Consider the following 17,035-nt stretch of genomic DNA (forward strand, 5'->3'; position numbering starts at 1 on the left):
GATACAACATACCGGAAACATATCGTAAAAACGCTTGGAAATCAAACACTTTATAGACATGGCAGAAGCGTTCAGCCAAGTTCACCAAAGCTTTCCCAGAAGGTTGGAAAGGATTTGGCGACACAATTCTCTCCTCGTATCTTGACACCAGGAACACGAAGTCCTGCTACGGCAAAACTCATGGCCATCCTATGATCGTTATAGGTTTCAATCTCAGCTCCGTGCAGGCATGCACCACCGTCGCCATGGATCACCATAAAATCATCACCCTCCTCAACTCTGGCTCCCATTTTTGTCAGTTCAGTCAGGGTGGCGGAGAGTCTGTCACACTCCTTGATGCGCAGATGAGCAATATTGGTAATGACAGTTTTGCCATGGGCAAAGGCTGCAACCACTGCTAGTGTTGGTACCACATCCGGCATATTTCCCATGTCCACCGTAATACCGTCCAGATGGTCACGTCCTCTCAATGTAATACCGCCACCGTCCAGACTTATCTCGCACCCCATCCTGGCAAGAAGCGGTGCCAGGTCAGCATCTCCCTGTAAAGAAGGCACCGGCACATTTGCCACGGTGACCCGCCCTCCTGTTATGGCTGCCGCAGCCCAGAAATATGATGCATTGGACGCATCCCCCTCAATTTCATATTCCATAGCCCGATAGCAGCCCTGGGGAATAGTGAAAGAGGTGAAAGCTTCATTACATTCAACACTCACGCCAAAATCGGACATCACCGACAGAGTCATGGCAACATAGGGTTTAGACAGTACCTCTCCATTCACTTCCAGAGTAGCTGGTTGCGCAGCATAGGGTGCAACAAGCAGCAGGGATGAAACATACTGACTTGACTTGCCTTCAGGAAGAATTGTTGCTCCACCTGTTATTCCCTTACTCTTGAGGTGCAGCGGGGGACATCCTGTCCCGTTCACAGATGCAATATCAACGCCCCAGCCCTGCAAAGCCTCCATAAGCGGCCCGATCGGTCGTTCCTGCATGCGTTCTTCACCGTCAATCCGGAAATCACCCTGGCCAAGCGCTGTAACCGAAGTGAGAAAACGAGTGGCGGTTCCATTATTTCCTAGAAAGATATCTTCTTCAGGAGTTACAAGTTTTCCACCACTGCCGTGAACAACCCAGGAATTCTCACCCCTCTCGACTAAAATCCCCATCTGTTCAAGAGCTTTCGACGTATAGCTTGTATCTTCACTTGCAAGGGGCCCGATAAGTTTACTTGTTCCATCTGCAAGGGCAGCTGCAATCAAAGCACGTTGAGTCAGACTTTTTGATCCTGGCACAACAACGGTGGCATCAACTTTAGACACTGGTTTTATTTCTATCATATTCAATCACTAGTAATTTCAATTTTCTTTTTTTTAAAACACTTAACAACTGGAACTGATTGAGCATTGTGGGTGTTTAGCACTCAACAATCCACCGCGAAGCGAGGACATTTGGTGATACAACCCACAAGAGGATCGCCCATTATTTTTTCCGAGCAAGAACTTCCACAAGTGCTTTACGCATAACTGAAACAGGAGCATCCTTTCCCGTCCAGATCTCGAATTGCGCGACACCCTGGTACAAAAGCATCTCAAGCCCATTGATTATTTTACAACCACCCGCTTCCGCTTCCCTGAGCAACCGGGTCTTCATGGGAGCATACACAATATCCATTACTACCTGAAATTGGGAGGTAACCTCTTCAGAAACAGGAGTATTTTCTATCTGGGGAACCATCCCAACAGATGTGGCATTGATTAAAACGTCCCCACGCAACCTATCGCTTTCCTCAAGGGAAATCCAGGGACAGTGCAATTCATCGGCTAATCTGCGACCACGTGACTCAGTACGACTACAAAGAGTTATGGACGCACCCTTTTCCAATAACCCAAAACCAATGGCCCGCGCTGAACCACCGGCACCAAGGATCACAGCGTGTGCACCACTCAGATCAATTTCTTCTTCTAAAGCACGGGTTGCTCCCAGCCAATCCGTATTCAGTCCAGTGAGTACTTTTTCCGTATTCACAATGGTATTTACTGCACCAATTTTAACGGCAACTGGATCAACAGTATCAAGCAGAGCCATAACGCTCTCTTTATGAGGAATGGTAACGCTGAGTCCCTGTATCCCGAGACCACGTATACCGGTAACCGCAGCGGCGATATCAGATGCCGGAAAGGGAAGATACACCGCATCAATACCCAATGCTGCCAGGGCGGCATTGTGCATGGCAGGACTCAATGAATGAGTCACCGGATTTCCAATTATGCCATACAAAACTGTTGTACCACTAATAGCCATGCACTAGACTCTCATCAAGAAATGAATTTCACGCAAACTTCCGACGGACAACTGTCCAGGGGCCGTGGCCTCATCATCACTCACCGAACAGTAGGTCATATATCCGCCGAGCTCACAGGTAGCCACACGGCTCACCACTCCCGGGCGTCCCATGCAAAAGGCAATCAACGGGAAACCGAGCTGTTCTGCCACTTCCTGGAGCTGCAGAACCCGTAATACATCTCGATGCGAATGAGCCGTTGTAATAATTTTTCCGATATCAGCTCCCTTATCCTGCATCAGAGCCATGCGTCCAACCAATTCTTCACGCGTTGGAGTATCTTTAAAATTATGCCAGGAAAGAATAAGCTTCGTCCTACTCTCCTGCAGAGCCATACGCATCCTCTGGTGAGAATCATCGGGGGCAAGAAGTTCCAGATCAACGTATCCGCAATTTTCCGTAACGGCCTCAAGCAATGGTCCTATTCGCTGCTCTTCTTTTCCTACAAATTCCCCACCTTCCCAATCCGGTCTATTCGTAAAAAGAAGAGGTGTCCGCAGGGTATTGACAAAGGGGGACACAGCTGGCGTGTGCAAAAAATCAAGTCGAATTTCAAGAACATCGGCCTGGGCAGCGACGGAGTCTGCGATGGCCAGAGCATCATCGATACTGGAGCGACCGATGGAGACACATATACGGGAGTGAGATTTCATAAGCCCCTATTTTGTTTTCTTTTCAGCGATTTTTATAGCCCAGGCCACAAGAAGAGAGACTACTGTGAGATCATCAAGCAAGCCAAAGCCCACAATCCAGTCTGGAACAAGATCAAAGGGAGAGAGAATATAGAGAATTGCAAAAGCCAGAATAGCCTTCACCTTCCATGGTGTATCACGTCTAAAAAGAAGACGCGCCCATGACTGAATCCTGCCCCATAACGGTAACTGACCTGGGCTGTTTTTCGGTGACGAAGTCATGATCAGGGAAGAATAAGCCCTCCAATCAACTCTCTTACGGATCCGAGTTTCTGTTCAGCAACGTAATGAGCCAGCCCCTCGACGGCATCCTCACTGGCCCGTGGATTGACAAAATTAGCTGTACCGATTTGAACCGCTGTAGCCCCTGCGAGCATAAACTCAACAACATCCTCGGCAGTTTCAATACCTCCGATGCCAATGACCGGAATAGAGACAGCCTGTGCCACCTGATAAACCATTCGCAGAGCAACGGGTTTTATTGCAGGACCAGACAAGCCTCCTATTACGTTGGCGAGACGGGGACGTCTGCTGCGAGAATCAATTGCCATACCAATCAGGGTGTTAATAAGGGAAACCGCATCAGCTCCGGCATCCTCAACGGAACGGGCAATAGCACTAATATCAGTAACATTTGGAGAAAGCTTCACAACAACGGGAACAGTTGATTCGGCTTTCACTGCACTGGTAACGGCAGCAGCCATCTCCGGAACCGTTCCAAAGGCTACACCACCTTTTTTCACATTCGGACATGAAATATTCACCTCAATACCAGAAACTCCCTGAACCCCTGCAAGACGAGCGGCTATCTCTTTGTACTCATCAAGCGTATCGCCAAGAATGTTAACAAAGACAGGAACAGGAATACCCTGCAACGATGCCATTTTGTCAGAGATAAAACGTTCAACACCAACGTTTTCAAGTCCAATGGCATTCAACATCCCAGCGGATGTTTCAACAATTCTCGGTGGCGGGTTACCGGATCGCGGCTCAAGAGAAATTCCCTTTACTACCACAGCCCCCAGACGATGAAGATTAACGTAGGGCATGAACTCTCTGGCATAGCCAAATGTTCCCGATGCGGTCATTACAGGATTTCTAAGACTGAGCGTTCCGATGGAGACCCTCAGGTCAACACCGTTTACTTGACTTGCCATAGTAGCTCCTTCGCGTCAAAAACAGGGCCATCACAGCAGGCATGTGCGTAACCACCCCTTTCCACAGGCACAATGCATCCAAGGCACGCTCCCATTCCACACGCCATGCTAGTCTCCATGGACACCTGACAAGCATACCCTCTATCCTTACACAAGAGATGAACCGCAGCCATCATGGGATGAGGCCCACAAACGTAAGCCTGGCAGTTAGGTCCTAAATCAAGACCTTTCAAGACATCGGTAACCAGGCCATGATGCCCTAATGTCCCATCATCCGTTGCGGAATGGACAGACAGACCAAGTTCGTTGAAATCATTAACAAGTGGATCAAGTTCCTCACGGGTTCTGGCGCCTAAAATAACGAGGGGAGGATTACTGGTGCATTTACGTGACAAATATTTTCCGAGAAAAAGGAGCGGCGCAATGCCCATACCGCCACCAACCAGGCAATGGGTACGCTGGCAGTCCACTCTAAAACCTTGACCGAGAGGACCTAGAATAGAAAGGTATTCTCCCTCACGACAGTGAGCGAGCAGTGAAGTCCCTCTTCCAACCACCTTAAAAAGAATCTGAAAATGTTTTCCATTACTGGTCTGTGAGATAGAGAAGGGTCGACGGAGCAAGGGATCGTTGCTATTACCGGTTCGGACCATGACAAATTGTCCAGGTTGGGCAAGGGAGGTAATATCAGGGGAGTCCAGTGTCAAGCGGACAATATCTGAAGCGAAACGCTCAATGCGAATAATCTGTGTTTTTTCCTGGAATTGAGACATGGTTAGGGCTAGTATTTATAGTAATCTAAATGACCAATCAGCAAAATTCAATTACCGATCACATTCTATGGATATTATGCTCTTCGTTCTTATCACAGCCTTCTCCTTCGGGGCAATTGTCGGAAGCTTCCTGAACGTCGTTATTCTTCGTCTGCCAAATGAAGGGGAATCAATCGTATTTCCAGCTTCACACTGTACCAGTTGCATGACGAATCTTCGCTGGTATGAAAATATCCCAATATTGAGTTTCCTGGCACTTCGCGGCAGATGCAGCCACTGCCGTGAAAAAATTTCATTTCAATATCCTGTAGTTGAAATGAGCATGGCACTGCTCTCAACAGCCACCGTATACCAGTTCGGACTCAGTATCGCAACTATCGGCTATTTTATATTTAGCGCAGCACTACTTGTCATTATCTGGATCGATATTTACCACCAGATTATCCCTGACCTTATCTCCCTGCCAGGAATCGTCCTCGGTTTTCTCTTTTCATTGGTCAGCCCCGTCCTATCCTGGCAGGATTCACTCATCGGCATACTTACCGGTGGTGGAATTCTTTATATCATTGCCTTTCTCTATTTTCTATGGCGCAGAGTAGATGGTATGGGTGGGGGAGATATCAAACTGCTTGCCATGATTGGTGCCTTTCTTGGCTGGCAGTCTCTGCCTTTTGTAATTTTTGCAAGTTCACTCACTGGTACAGTAGTTGGCCTGGGAGCCATGATCAAACAGAAAAAAGGTGCCCAGACACGGATACCTTTCGGTCCATTCCTCTCCGTTGCGGCCCTTACTTACTTATTCTTCCAGCAAGAAATTATTCTGTTATATGAACTCTATGTAAACATGGCTTATTAGTATCTTAGAAAGAAAGCCAATATAAAAGCAATTTATAGAGTATTACTATATTTTTTCTGTTGGCACTGGTGTTTCAAAGTGCAGATCAGATGGATTTATTCCTGAATTCAGATCATTTCCCAGTTTTTTCCCTAGCTCCTGTGCACTCGCAAACTGTTTTCTACTATGTCCATACTTTGGATAATATTTGCGAAACCAGCCTTTACCACGTTCAGGCATCTTTCCGGCAAGTTTCAAAAAGACTCCGATGGTATTCCACGGCTCAGACGTTGGATGTTTAAAGACTATGGGATTAACAACAGTTTTTGCTCCGCATTTCCTTAACAGCGAGCGCAGTCCCCAAAAATGAACGCGCCAATAGCCACGGCACGAGATCATTGGCAGCACTTCCTGATTGGCAAACAACTTTTCACCGTAAAGATCTAAAAATGAGAGGATAATTCCTGAGGGATTATAGGACCAGGTTGGCCCTGCAATAATAATCAAATCCCAGTCAATAAAAATTTTTGAATCAACAGGTTGTACTGGATAACGCTTGCGTAAAAAAGTCTGAAACATCATAAGAACTGTGGCAGGAATTGTACCAATGGGAAAACGTAATTCCTGTACTGGAACCAGTCTCTCCCATGTAACTTCAATTTCACATTTTTCCAGTCCTCTAATCAGTTTTTTGAGCAGATTCCGTGTCTGATGGCTGTAGGAGTAGGAAACTATGAGTATTCTTTTTTGTGACACAAGCTATCCTTTAGTATCAATTTTCTAACATATTGCCTGCAATCACTATACCGTACAAAAGTGCAAAAAAAAAGCCCCCGATTACTCGGGGGCTCGAAAAGCTGTCAAATAAAAGTAGCTGTTTACTACCCTTCTACTTCATGTTCAACACCAATTGCGATTTTATAGAGAAGGGTAACTACCATAAAACCCGTCGCCCATACACCAATGGTGATTCCAAGCTCATTGGCTGTGGGAATATACTCGGTGATCTCATGAAGACCATTGGGTACAAAACCGGCAAGGACGAAACCGATGCCCTTATCGAGCCAGAAGGCGAGGAACAAGGCTGCACAGCCCATCCCAAGAACAAAATCATTCTTTTTAGCCGCCGGGGTAGCAAGCACTGCAATGGATCCAAAGGCCAGTATTACAAAGGCCCACATGAACGGAACCAGATTATTGTAGACATGACCATGATGCTCAAGACCAAAGAAAAGATACTCAAGCGAGTGCTTGTGACCGGGAATATTGGAATAATAACCAACAAAGAATTCAAGACCGACAAAGAACATATTCAGCAGTGCTGCATAAATAATAATGGTTATAAGCTTGTTCATCGCCTTGCGTCCTGCATCAAATCCTGCAACACGCTTCAGAACAAGACAGGCAACAACGATAAGAGCCGGTCCTGCAGCAAAAGCTGATGCAAGAAAACGGGGTGCAATGATAGCGGAGAGCCAGAAATGACGTCCTGGCAGACCGCAGTAGAGCATAGCCGTAACCGTATGGATGGAGATAGCAAAGGGGATGGACAGGTAGACAAAGAAATAAATCCACTTGGGAGGTTTTACCTGCTTCTTCTCAGCAGTAAGAATAACCCAGCCGCAGAGAACATTCAGGAACAGATACCCGTTTAACACGATTGCATCGTAGAAAAGCATGGAATTAGGGGTTGGATGGAGAACAACGTTCAAGGCACGCATTGGCTGGCCGAGATCCGCCATGATAAACAGGAGACACATGACGATGGCGCCAATCGCCAGGAACTCACCCAAAATCGTAATTCGTCCAAATTCTTTATAATTATGAATATAATAAGGAAGCACCAGCATAACACCTCCAGCCGCAACTCCAACCAGGAAGGTAAACTGGGAAATATAGAGCCCCCATGAGACATCACGGCTCATCCCGGTCATGCCCAGACCAAAATTGTACTGTCTGACATAACAGGCAGCACCAATAGCCATGAACATTCCTAAAAATGCAAGCCAGATCCAGTAGGCCGGTTTGCCTTTGAGTGTTTTTTCAATCATGACTACCTCACACTATGTAAAAGACTGATGGTTTAGTACCCAGCGTTGGCTTTCTCTGGATAGTAAATTCTTTATCAAGTACCGCTCGTATCTCGGACTTGGCATCGTTCAGGTCACCAAAGACAATGGCGCCTGTTCCTTTGCAGGCCTCAACACAGGCCGGTTCCTGTCCAAGAGCAAGACGTTCACCACAGAAGTTACATTTTTCAACAACACCCTTCATTCGTGACGGGAATTCTTTATTGTACTTCTTTATGTAAGGGCGTGGATCCTGCCAGTTAAATGACCTTGCACCATATGGACAAGCTGCCATACAGAAACGGCATCCGATGCAACGATGAAAATCCATTGCAACGATTCCGTTTTTTTCAAGCCTGAAGGTAGCCTGAGTTGGACATGCACGAACACATGGTGGATCATCACAATGATTACAGAGTGCCACTGAAGGAAAATTTTTCACCTTGGCAGCAGAATGACTTGCAGAGTGATCAGTAAACACATTTTCAAATGGGGCCTTCCATATCCATTTTACTTCATTTTTCTTATCAGGAAACTCTGGGATATTGTGCGCTGCTATACAGGCCGCAATGGCACTGTCAAGCATCTCGGGATTCTCATTCATCTTGCGAAGATCAATGACCATTCCGAGCCGCACCCCTTGGGGTGCTTCTTCAGCATGACCGCCATGAGCATCAGGTGCAGGTGCATGTGCTGGCGCCTCACCGTGTCCTGAAGCAAGTGCGGGAGTAGCAGCTGTCAGCTTTATAACCGCCGGTGCACCTATCCCTGCAAGTACTGACGCACCTGCTATTTTCAGAAATTTTCTTCTTTTATTATCCATTAGTGCATTGCCTCCTTCGATCCTGCTTCGTTGGGAGTCAGGTGACAATCCCAACAATAGGGGTCTACTGCTGCATAGGTATGACAGCTGTCGCAGAATTTTTCTTTTTGACTATGACATGTCATACATGCCATCTGCAAGCCTTTGGGATATTTCTTCCCGTTGATCTCAAGAATCTCACGATCTCCATCCCGCAGGACGTTATCACGCCACTCGTTGAGTAGCTGCATATGATTTGCCCGCATATAATCAGCCGGCATGACACACTGTTTCTCTCCACCTGGTGGCAACTCGGGTTTCGGCAAATCACCCGCCGTGGTCAACCCGTTGAACCAGATTGGAAAGGTCACAAAAAGGACGAATAAAATCAGTCCCGGTATGATTGTTCCTTTGTTATACATTTACGTTTCCTCCGTTCCGGTTCCTGTTAAACCATGGTCCTGAAGCCATCGGGAAGCTCTGATTCAGTTCCGTCGGCGCCATACCCCATGGCTCGTTTCTCGTTATCCATAACCAGTGCATTCCCAACAAGTTCGGAAATACCACAAACACCACAGCCGGGATTCCAGTAATCCATAAGTGATGAAAGTGTTGCACGGTCGATGGCGCAGACACAGGAGAGCATGTTGACATCATGTTTATCAATCACATGCTTCACAGCATTAGCCCGTGGTAAACCGGCACGCATCCGAAGCTCCATGATCTCATCGGTATTCAGACCGGTTCCAGAGCCACAGCAGAAGGTCTGCTCGCGGATAGTATTTTCAGGCATTTCAACCCATTTGGGAACGACATGATCGAGGATGTAACGCGGCTCATCCATAAGTCCCATTGCTCGCGCCGGGTTGCAGGAATCGTGATAGGTTGGCATCACATGGGCGTTACGGGTGGGATCGAGCTTGATCTTGCCATGCTTGATCAAATCAGCTGTAAACTCACTAATATGAATCATCTTGGTTGATTTGGCATTGTCAAAGACAGTCCCGGTCATGGGAGATTTTGGAACCTCCAGGAAATCAGCGGGACCGTTCATGGTATCCATATACTGATGCAGGACACGCCACATATGACCACACTCACCACCAATGATGTACTTCACACCGAGACGTTTAGCCTCCGCATACATCTTGGCATTCAGTTTCTTCATCAATTCATTACTGGTGAAGAGCCCGAAGTTACCTCCTTCAGATGCGTAGGTAGACCAGGTGTAATCAAGGCCAATCTGCTCAAAGAGTGCAAGGTAGCCCATGGCTGTATAGAGGCCGGGTTCAGCAAAAACATCAGCCGATGGAGTGATGAAGAGAACCTCAGCACCCTTGCGATTAAAGCTGTGATTAATCTTGACACCGGTAAGGCTTTCAACATCCTCCGCAAGGAAATCCACGTTGTCTTTAAAGGTGTGGGGCTGGAGTCCCATGTGGTTACCGGTACGGTTGGAGTTGGAAGCAGGTTCCAGGATCCAGTTGATTCCGATACCAACGAGATGAAGAAGCTCACGAAGCATCATGGTGACTTCAGCGGTATCAATACCGTATGGGCAGAAGACCGAACAGCGTCTACATTCCGTACACTGGTATGAGTACATAAACCACTCTTTGAGGACGCCAACCGTCATCTCACGGCCACCCGCCATTTTACCGAAGAGTTTACCAGCCAGGGTAAAGTCATTCCGATAAACGGAACGAAGCAGCTCTGCTCGAAGTACGGGCATGTTTTTTGGATCACCGGTACCGAGAAAGAAGTGACATTTATCTGCACAGGCCCCGCAACGCACACAGCAGTCCATGAAGATTTTAAGAGATCTGAATTTCTCGAGACGTTCGGCAAGCCCCTTGAGGATGATTTCCTGCCAGTTTTCAGGCAATTTCCAGTCATCTTCATCCGGAGACCAAATGCGGGCATTTGGAAAGTTCAAATCACTTGAACTGTTTAGATATTCGACCTTTTCCTTTTTCGCAGGGTAGGCAAAATTCCCCTCTTTAAATATAGCCGGGGTGTCCATCCAGTCTTTGGTTGGTTGTGCTCCTGTTACCAAAGACGGACCCTGCACTACGCTTTTTGATAATTGTTCTAATTTTGCAAGTGCCATTATTCTATATCCTTATATAATTTGGATCAACAATCCTGCTATTCTTCGTCCTTCTTGGGAGGAAGCTCTTTTTCAACAGGGATGCCGGCATCAACCATGAACTCTCTGAACTCATCCTCGTATCCTGCATAGGAGTGAGGTTTGATTGTAGGATCATTCCATGGATTGATATGACGTTTCATACGACTGTCGTTTGCCATATTTCTGGTGGGACTCATAAAGACTCCCCCCATATGCATCAGTTTACTGAATGGAAAATATATGAGAAGAACTGAAACCAGAAAGACATGAATATAGAAAATGGAACCAATCTGAGCATTAATAACCGGTGACAGGGTCACAAGACCAACCAGCAACTCTTTGATATTTACGATATCAATGTTGGTACGCAGAAAATAACGCATCAGCATGCCGGTGACGGCGATGGCAAAAATAAGAAAGAGTGGAAAATAGTCATTTGCAAGTGAAATGTAACGTACATTACGATTCACAAGACGACGGCCAAAAAGAAAAAGAACACCGGCAAGGATTGCCAGATCAGACGCGTAAAGCAGTGGAGCACCGACCTGAAGCATGGCTCCTGCATCCAGGAAATCCACAAACTGCAACCATTGAGGTACAGGATTCAGGAACAGACGCATATGTCTGATAACGATCACCAGAAAAGAATAGTGGAACAGCAGAGCTGCCAGCCACAGCCACCTGGATGACTCATAGGTGATTTTCGGCCCCTCGTGGAGTTCGGATTTGGTATTCCGAAACAGAGACCTGAACGCAAAAATTTCCAGGAACATCCTGGCGACAACTTCCGATGTCTTGGTTGGACAGTCCAGCTTATCCTGTTTGATGAAATCCAGAGATTTTCCCTGACCGCAAGTGGTCGGAATGGAAAATGGTACCGGCGACTTAGCCCAGTACACAACTCTGTACACAAAACCACCCAGGAAGATCATGATCGCAAGATACGGGATAGCAACACCAAACAGGTATTGCATCCCAGGTATCATGGATCCCAGCCACGCAAACAGAACCAGCGCTAAGACTGCCAGGAATGAGAAGGCATACTTCATTTCTTCTAACCTCGCTTCAAATTGAATTGTATAGGTTTAGCTCCGGCAATATCCCCTGAACCGATGCAAAACCTGTTAATAATACGTGGTAACCCTGTCAATCAGGTAGGAAAACCAACAGGATCAACCTTATCTTTGTCCAGCAAGTTCGATGGACACTTGCTGTCGGTAAGAATGATGGTGCCGGTTTTTATCTCTTTAATCCTGACCTTATACAACCGCTCACGGCATTGCGAGTACAGGTCAAATGCTGCAAGAACTGCAAGATCCACAGCAAATTCAAAATCATAAAGATCTGCAATAAATTGCTTGCGTTCTGAATCCTTGGCTAAAACATCTCGGGTAATATGTTTGACGGCATGAATGGGAGCTACAGCCTCGGATGCAGTAAACTCCTGAATAGAGCGAATCCGCATGATTTGATCAAGTGGCGCAACAAACTCCTTGGGATCAGCATTTTTTGTGAGCAGCTTGTAGAGTTGCCCTAAAGACTCGCGGGTATTCCCCCCAACGGGGTTGGAAAATTTATCTGGCCCTTTCTTAAAAAATGTGGACGACTTATAGCTTGACAAGGTGTAGTCAACCCACTGATCAACTATCTTATCTTCGTAATTACGAAATGCCTCGGCAAGATCCATATACCCCTAGTCCTGTTTAATGATCAATTAGCACCGGTTAACGCTAAGTAAGCCGGTATAAGTTCCTTCACGAAATTCTTTTCAAAAAAAACACTAAAAAAAATTCTAAGGCACTAATTGAATGAATGACCATTCATAAGGATCGAGATTTAGCATTTTTTAGTCTGTTAATCAAGAATTTTTTAAAATTCTATTATTCAAAAAAAACTGATGCTCCCTCACATATCATCAAGGATATGGAGCGACTCATTAATATATGGATCTTCTTTGATTTCCTCTTTCCATTTATCCTTATCTTTACCATTATCAGGTTGAACGTCGGAAGAATCGCCATGCTCCAAGTCCTGTTCTTCGCGGTACTTCAGATAATGGGCACCGATCTTATCGCGGGCAACTTTTGCCTCCAGGCGTTTTTCTTTCATATCGGAGAGTTTTAGAGAAATGGTCGTTTTTTTAACGCGCTCCGAGGCCTTGTCAGCCTCATCGGCGATCACCTGCAACCCCTCGTCCTGCTGCACCCGTTTCCTCGATTTCGCCTCCAGCATGGCAAGATCAACTGGGGTTGAGCCATACCTTGCATAGGAAACAGGCTCTACCTGATCCCAGGGGAGGGAATAATCCAGATACTGTTCCCCGGATTCAAGATGCTGAAAAAGGCTCGGTAAAACAATGTCCGGCTCTACACCTTTGTATTGCGTAGAACCGCCATTCACACGATAGAATTTCTGGATGGTTACCTTCAATGCTCCCAGGTCATCGTACTTCTTCAAGTGCAATGTCGGGATATTCTCATTCATATTTATAAGTGTCTGAACGGTTCCCTTGCCATGAGTATGTGCCCCGCCAACAATCACTGCCCTTCCATAATCCTGAAGGGCGGCAGCTAAAATTTCAGAGGCTGAAGCAGAAAATTGATTCACAAGTACAAGCAGGGGACCATCCCAGGCGATGGAAGAATCCTCATCACTAAGCACCCTCTTATTTCCATAACTGTTCTTAACCAGCACAACAGGCCCTTCCTTGATAAACAAACCAGTGGTATCCACTGCATCCATAAGCGATCCGCCGCCATTATTACGAAGATCAAGGATAAGGCCTTTTATTCCCTGCTTCTTCAACTCCTCGATGGCAATCCGGGTATCATCGGTGGAGTTCCTGGCATCGGAAGAACCATCACGGGTTTTTTCAAAATCACGATAAAAACTCGGAATCATCACATAACCGATTTTGGTTCCCGTGGGACTTTCAATCAAAGTAGACTTCACAAAAGTCTCCTCAATCTGCACCACATCCCGAAGAATTGAAATAAATTCTTTATTCCCGTCAAGTTTTTTCACAGTGAGACGAACCTCGGTTCCTTTAGGACCGCGGATGAGACGAACGGCATCACGCAGGCGCATATCAGTGATTTCCACTGGATCCTTTTCACCCTGCCCCACTTCAAGAATAATATCTTCGGCCTCCAGGCGTCCCTGACGAGCAGAAGCGGAACCGGGAATAATATTAACTACTTTGATATAACCGTCCTCTTCTCGAAGAAGAGCACCTATTCCTTCCAGACTACCGCGCATGTGAATATCAAAATCCTCTTTGTTGGCAGGTGGCATATAATTAGTGTGCGGATCAAATGCCCTGGCAATAGCATTAAAAAAACGGTCATAATGATCCTGCCTGGTCTCCTGGTGCATACGATTGAAAAAATTCCTGTTTCGCTGAGTAATCTTTTCCTCAGCTTCTGCCCACAGCTCCTTATCACTTTTTTGGGGGCCTTTGTCCTTTCCTTCCCCAGTTTGCACCTGATCTTCCTTCAGGTCCAGGTAACGGGAAATAATCTGGGCTTTAAGTATCTTCCTCCAACGCTCGGACAGATCGGTAAGGCTGGTTGCATATTGTAACTTCTCGGGATCAGTTTCATAGCTCTCATCACGGTTATAGTCAAACCCTGCTGCAAGGAGTTCAGTGGCGATTTTTTCTACTTCTACGATTCGGGTAGCCAGCACTTCATAGCCGACATCGGGTAGAGTAATATCCCCTTTCACAAGATTGTTATCAATGGCAGGAGCCAGAACAGACAGCTTATCTACATCGGACTGCAGGAGAAAGCGTTTCTGATAATCGAGTTGTTTAAGGTACAGATCAAAGGCAGCAAAGGCCAGTTCATCATTCATAACTTTGTCGCTGAAATGCATCACCGGCAACTGCTTACTGATCATAAAACCGATTATTTTATTGCGGGATACATCTGCAACGGGCGAGTCGGAGGACTTCGCAGGGGACACTGCGGGTAAAAAGAAGCTGATGACCACAATGCAGCCCAGAAATAAACGAAATATTTTTATCATCTGTTTCTCGATGGAGTAAAAGGAAAAGTCCGTTGCGCTTTAGTACCTTACAGGGTATTTTTTATTTTTTCCGATAATGCTCTACGTAGAGACTGACTTCGGCTAACTGTTCACCACCGTAAGGTAACGCTCAAATGCTACTTTAGACTTTATAAAACCAGAAAAACTACCAGAATTCGAGAAGAAATACCAATACAAACACTACAATCCCATGGAAAAATTACGATCTGCCCTTCGGGAATTCGCCTCAGCCAGAAAATGGCAACCATTTCACACCCCTAAAAACCTCTGTATGGCTCTGAGCGTGGAGACTGCAGAACTCACCGAAATCTTTCAATGGATGGACAGCGAGGAAAGTCGTGTGGTTGACACAACCACCCTCCAACACATTGCGGAAGAAATAGGTGATGTCATGATATACCTTACCATGCTGGCAGACAAATTTGACCTGGACCCTCTCAATTGTGCAAAGCAAAAGATACTACTCAATGCGGAAAAATACCCCCATCCATAGTGACCTGAGAAAAAAAAGCGGCTTGAATTCACAACAAAAACAACAGATCTCATTTTTTTTATGTTTTGCCTATTCCATATGATAGAATCTCACAAGAATCTGACAGTTTGAAAATCCACAGGAGGAATACCTTATGAAACTGTTCAAAAACCAATCTGGTCAGGGAATGACAGAGTATATTATTATTGTTGCTGTTATCGCTTTAGCAGGCATTGCAGCATTTTCCTACTTCGGCAAGACGGTCCGTAATCAGACTGCCGCCATGAGTGAGTCGCTAGCCGGGGACAAGGCGGCAGCTACCACTGCAATCACGGCTGCCGATACCAGTGCAGGTAAAGCCGCGACAGAAGGAACGACCGATGCAAACCTGAAGGATTATGTAGACCGTCAGGAATAATACGGTCACATTCAGGTATCCATGACAGAACACAAACAACCTGGAACACATCGGCAGTACCTCGAGTAGGAAACAAGACAATGATATCCATCAACCAAAAGGGGCAGGCATCTGTTTTTGTGCTTGCTCTTATTGGGATCGTTCTTGTTGCCACCATCTTTCTCTATCAATCCGGACGGCTTACCAGCGAAAAAATGCAACTCCAGAATGCTGCTGACGCCGCAGCCTTTGGAGCCGCTACTCTGGAAGCACGCTCTCTTAATTTTTCTGCTTACACCAATCGGGCCATGGTCGCCAATGAAGTTGCCGTAGGCCAGATGGTCGGCATGCTCTCCTTTGTTGACGAGCTCAAGACTACGGGCGAATACATAGACGAGTATGCCGGTATTCTGGAGGCTGCAACCGCCTGGCTGTTTGCAATAATTACGGTTGGTGATGTAATTGAAGGTATTATCAGTGTCATTGTCGAGATCCTGGAGGATATCGGCTCCACAATCACCGAGGTGGGAGAAGAGGCTGAACAGGCCATGGCGGCAATTGCCTCTCCTGTCATCAGTGGACTCTCCATTATTAATAATGTTTACAGCATCAGCCAGACTGCCTATCACGGTGCAACCATTGTTCTGGTCACCACGAATATTTTCCAGAGTCTTGAAGATAATGTTCCAGGCACCACCCCTTTCAATATGATCAACCTCTTTGATCCCGACAAACCCGGTGCTCACCTCTCCGACCTTGGAGTTCTTGCCCTTGTCGGACACCTCCCCTCTTACTGGCAGGGATACACAAAACGATATACCCCATCGAAACAGAAGAAAAAAAAGGAATCAGAAGAAGAGAAAGAAAAAGAAAAAGAAGACGAGGAGTTGATATCAAAAGACGAAAGAAAAATAAAAAATGACAGAAAGCGGATTGCCGATGATCAAAAAACCTTAGGACAGGATGAGAAAAAGTACAATGCTGCCCTAAAAAAAATAGAGGCTGATAAAAAAAGATTACGGCTGAAAAGAAAAAATGCGATTCGCTGAAACAGGCCTGGGAAAAAGACAAAACCAAGGAAAACTCAGACAACTATGAAGCCTGTAAACAAAGATTAACTGAAGACAAGCTCACTCTGCAGGAAGACCAGGATGCCCTGCAGGCAGTCGAGAAAACCCGGGCAAAACACCAGGAAAAGTTAAAAAAAGATCAAGCAACACTTGCACGCCACCAGAAAGACCTCACCGATGAAGAAGAAGACGAAGCAGAAGACGAAAAAGAAGAGAAGGAAAATGGGGGAAAAGAAGAAAATG

Annotated in this window: 18 protein-coding genes; 4 read left to right on the forward strand and 14 right to left on the reverse strand. The window is 46.1% G+C overall.

The genetic code is table 11. The features are described from left to right. Positions 1-71: 71 nt before the first annotated feature. From aroA to UWK_RS01190, 6 genes are all read right to left on the reverse strand, one after another. Positions 72-1,340 (reverse strand): 3-phosphoshikimate 1-carboxyvinyltransferase, encoded by a 1,269-nt coding sequence (aroA, locus tag UWK_RS01165; RefSeq protein WP_015402514.1) that lies wholly within the window; start codon positions 1,338-1,340, stop codon positions 72-74. A gap of 142 nt (positions 1,341-1,482) precedes the next feature. Then, positions 1,483-2,304: a shikimate dehydrogenase gene (locus tag UWK_RS01170; RefSeq protein WP_015402515.1), complete on the reverse strand. Its 822-nt coding sequence runs from the start codon at positions 2,302-2,304 to the stop codon at positions 1,483-1,485. A gap of 3 nt (positions 2,305-2,307) precedes the next feature. Next, positions 2,308-2,997 carry a type I 3-dehydroquinate dehydratase gene (aroD, locus tag UWK_RS01175; protein ID WP_015402516.1) on the reverse strand — a complete coding sequence of 230 codons (690 nt, stop codon included), beginning with the start codon at positions 2,995-2,997 and terminating at the stop codon, positions 2,308-2,310. Positions 2,998-3,003: 6 nt separating this feature from the next. Beyond that, on the reverse strand, positions 3,004-3,258 hold the full coding sequence (locus UWK_RS18875; protein ID WP_015402517.1) for a YkvA family protein: 255 nt from the start codon (positions 3,256-3,258) through the stop codon (positions 3,004-3,006). A gap of 2 nt (positions 3,259-3,260) precedes the next feature. After that, positions 3,261-4,193, reverse strand: a complete 933-nt coding sequence (locus UWK_RS01185) for a dihydroorotate dehydrogenase (RefSeq protein ID WP_015402518.1) — start codon at positions 4,191-4,193, stop codon at positions 3,261-3,263. After that, on the reverse strand, positions 4,178-4,966 hold the full coding sequence (locus UWK_RS01190; RefSeq protein WP_015402519.1) for a dihydroorotate dehydrogenase electron transfer subunit: 789 nt from the start codon (positions 4,964-4,966) through the stop codon (positions 4,178-4,180). Before UWK_RS01190 ends, UWK_RS01185 begins: the two co-directional genes overlap by 16 nt. A 67-nt stretch (positions 4,967-5,033) precedes the next feature. Here UWK_RS01190 and UWK_RS01195 point away from each other — a divergent pair, with 67 nt between their 5' ends. Then, entirely contained in the window at positions 5,034-5,822 is a 789-nt protein-coding gene (locus tag UWK_RS01195) for a prepilin peptidase (RefSeq protein WP_015402520.1), read from the forward strand. Between the two features lie 45 nt (positions 5,823-5,867). Here UWK_RS01195 and UWK_RS01200 read toward each other — a convergent pair whose 3' ends face one another. The 8 genes from UWK_RS01200 to UWK_RS01235 form a co-directional block, all read right to left on the reverse strand. Beyond that, complete coding sequence (locus tag UWK_RS01200) at positions 5,868-6,557, reverse strand: flavodoxin family protein (RefSeq protein WP_015402521.1); 690 nt, start codon at positions 6,555-6,557, stop codon at positions 5,868-5,870. Positions 6,558-6,682: 125 nt separating this feature from the next. Next, positions 6,683-7,852, reverse strand: coding sequence for a sulfate reduction electron transfer complex DsrMKJOP subunit DsrP (dsrP, locus tag UWK_RS01205; RefSeq protein WP_015402522.1), 1,170 nt, complete (start codon positions 7,850-7,852; stop codon positions 6,683-6,685). A 7-nt stretch (positions 7,853-7,859) separates the two neighbouring features. Further along, positions 7,860-8,693 (reverse strand): sulfate reduction electron transfer complex DsrMKJOP subunit DsrO, encoded by an 834-nt coding sequence (dsrO, locus tag UWK_RS01210; protein ID WP_015402523.1) that lies wholly within the window; start codon positions 8,691-8,693, stop codon positions 7,860-7,862. Next, on the reverse strand, positions 8,693-9,094 hold the full coding sequence (gene dsrJ / locus UWK_RS01215; protein ID WP_015402524.1) for a sulfate reduction electron transfer complex DsrMKJOP subunit DsrJ: 402 nt from the start codon (positions 9,092-9,094) through the stop codon (positions 8,693-8,695). Before dsrJ ends, dsrO begins: the two co-directional genes overlap by 1 nt. 26 nt (positions 9,095-9,120) lie before the next feature. Further along, positions 9,121-10,782: a sulfate reduction electron transfer complex DsrMKJOP subunit DsrK gene (gene dsrK, locus UWK_RS01220; protein WP_015402525.1), complete on the reverse strand. Its 1,662-nt coding sequence runs from the start codon at positions 10,780-10,782 to the stop codon at positions 9,121-9,123. 38 nt (positions 10,783-10,820) lie between these two features. After that, the gene (gene dsrM, locus UWK_RS01225; protein WP_015402526.1) at positions 10,821-11,852 is read right to left on the reverse strand and encodes a sulfate reduction electron transfer complex DsrMKJOP subunit DsrM; all 1,032 of its coding nucleotides are present in this window, start codon (positions 11,850-11,852) and stop codon (positions 10,821-10,823) included. 101 nt (positions 11,853-11,953) lie between these two features. Continuing rightward, on the reverse strand, positions 11,954-12,490 hold the full coding sequence (locus UWK_RS01230) for an RsbRD N-terminal domain-containing protein (protein ID WP_015402527.1): 537 nt from the start codon (positions 12,488-12,490) through the stop codon (positions 11,954-11,956). Between the two features lie 218 nt (positions 12,491-12,708). After that, entirely contained in the window at positions 12,709-14,832 is a 2,124-nt protein-coding gene (locus UWK_RS01235) for a carboxy terminal-processing peptidase (RefSeq protein WP_015402528.1), read from the reverse strand. Positions 14,833-15,043: 211 nt separating this feature from the next. On the opposite strand from UWK_RS01235, the gene UWK_RS01240 reads away from it, so the two are divergent. The 3 genes from UWK_RS01240 to UWK_RS01250 all read left to right on the forward strand — a co-directional run bounded on the left by UWK_RS01240 (position 15,044) and on the right by UWK_RS01250 (position 16,771). Beyond that, on the forward strand, positions 15,044-15,346 hold the full coding sequence (locus tag UWK_RS01240) for a nucleotide pyrophosphohydrolase (protein WP_015402529.1): 303 nt from the start codon (positions 15,044-15,046) through the stop codon (positions 15,344-15,346). A 166-nt stretch (positions 15,347-15,512) separates the two neighbouring features. After that, entirely contained in the window at positions 15,513-15,743 is a 231-nt protein-coding gene (locus UWK_RS01245) for a hypothetical protein (RefSeq protein ID WP_208598478.1), read from the forward strand. Between the two features lie 80 nt (positions 15,744-15,823). Next, positions 15,824-16,771 carry a pilus assembly protein TadG-related protein gene (locus UWK_RS01250; protein WP_015402531.1) on the forward strand — a complete coding sequence of 316 codons (948 nt, stop codon included), beginning with the start codon at positions 15,824-15,826 and terminating at the stop codon, positions 16,769-16,771. Positions 16,772-17,035 lie beyond the last annotated feature (264 nt).

The sequence above is a fragment of the Desulfocapsa sulfexigens DSM 10523 genome (assembly GCF_000341395.1).
GTDB classification, from domain to species: domain Bacteria; phylum Desulfobacterota; class Desulfobulbia; order Desulfobulbales; family Desulfocapsaceae; genus Desulfocapsa; species Desulfocapsa sulfexigens.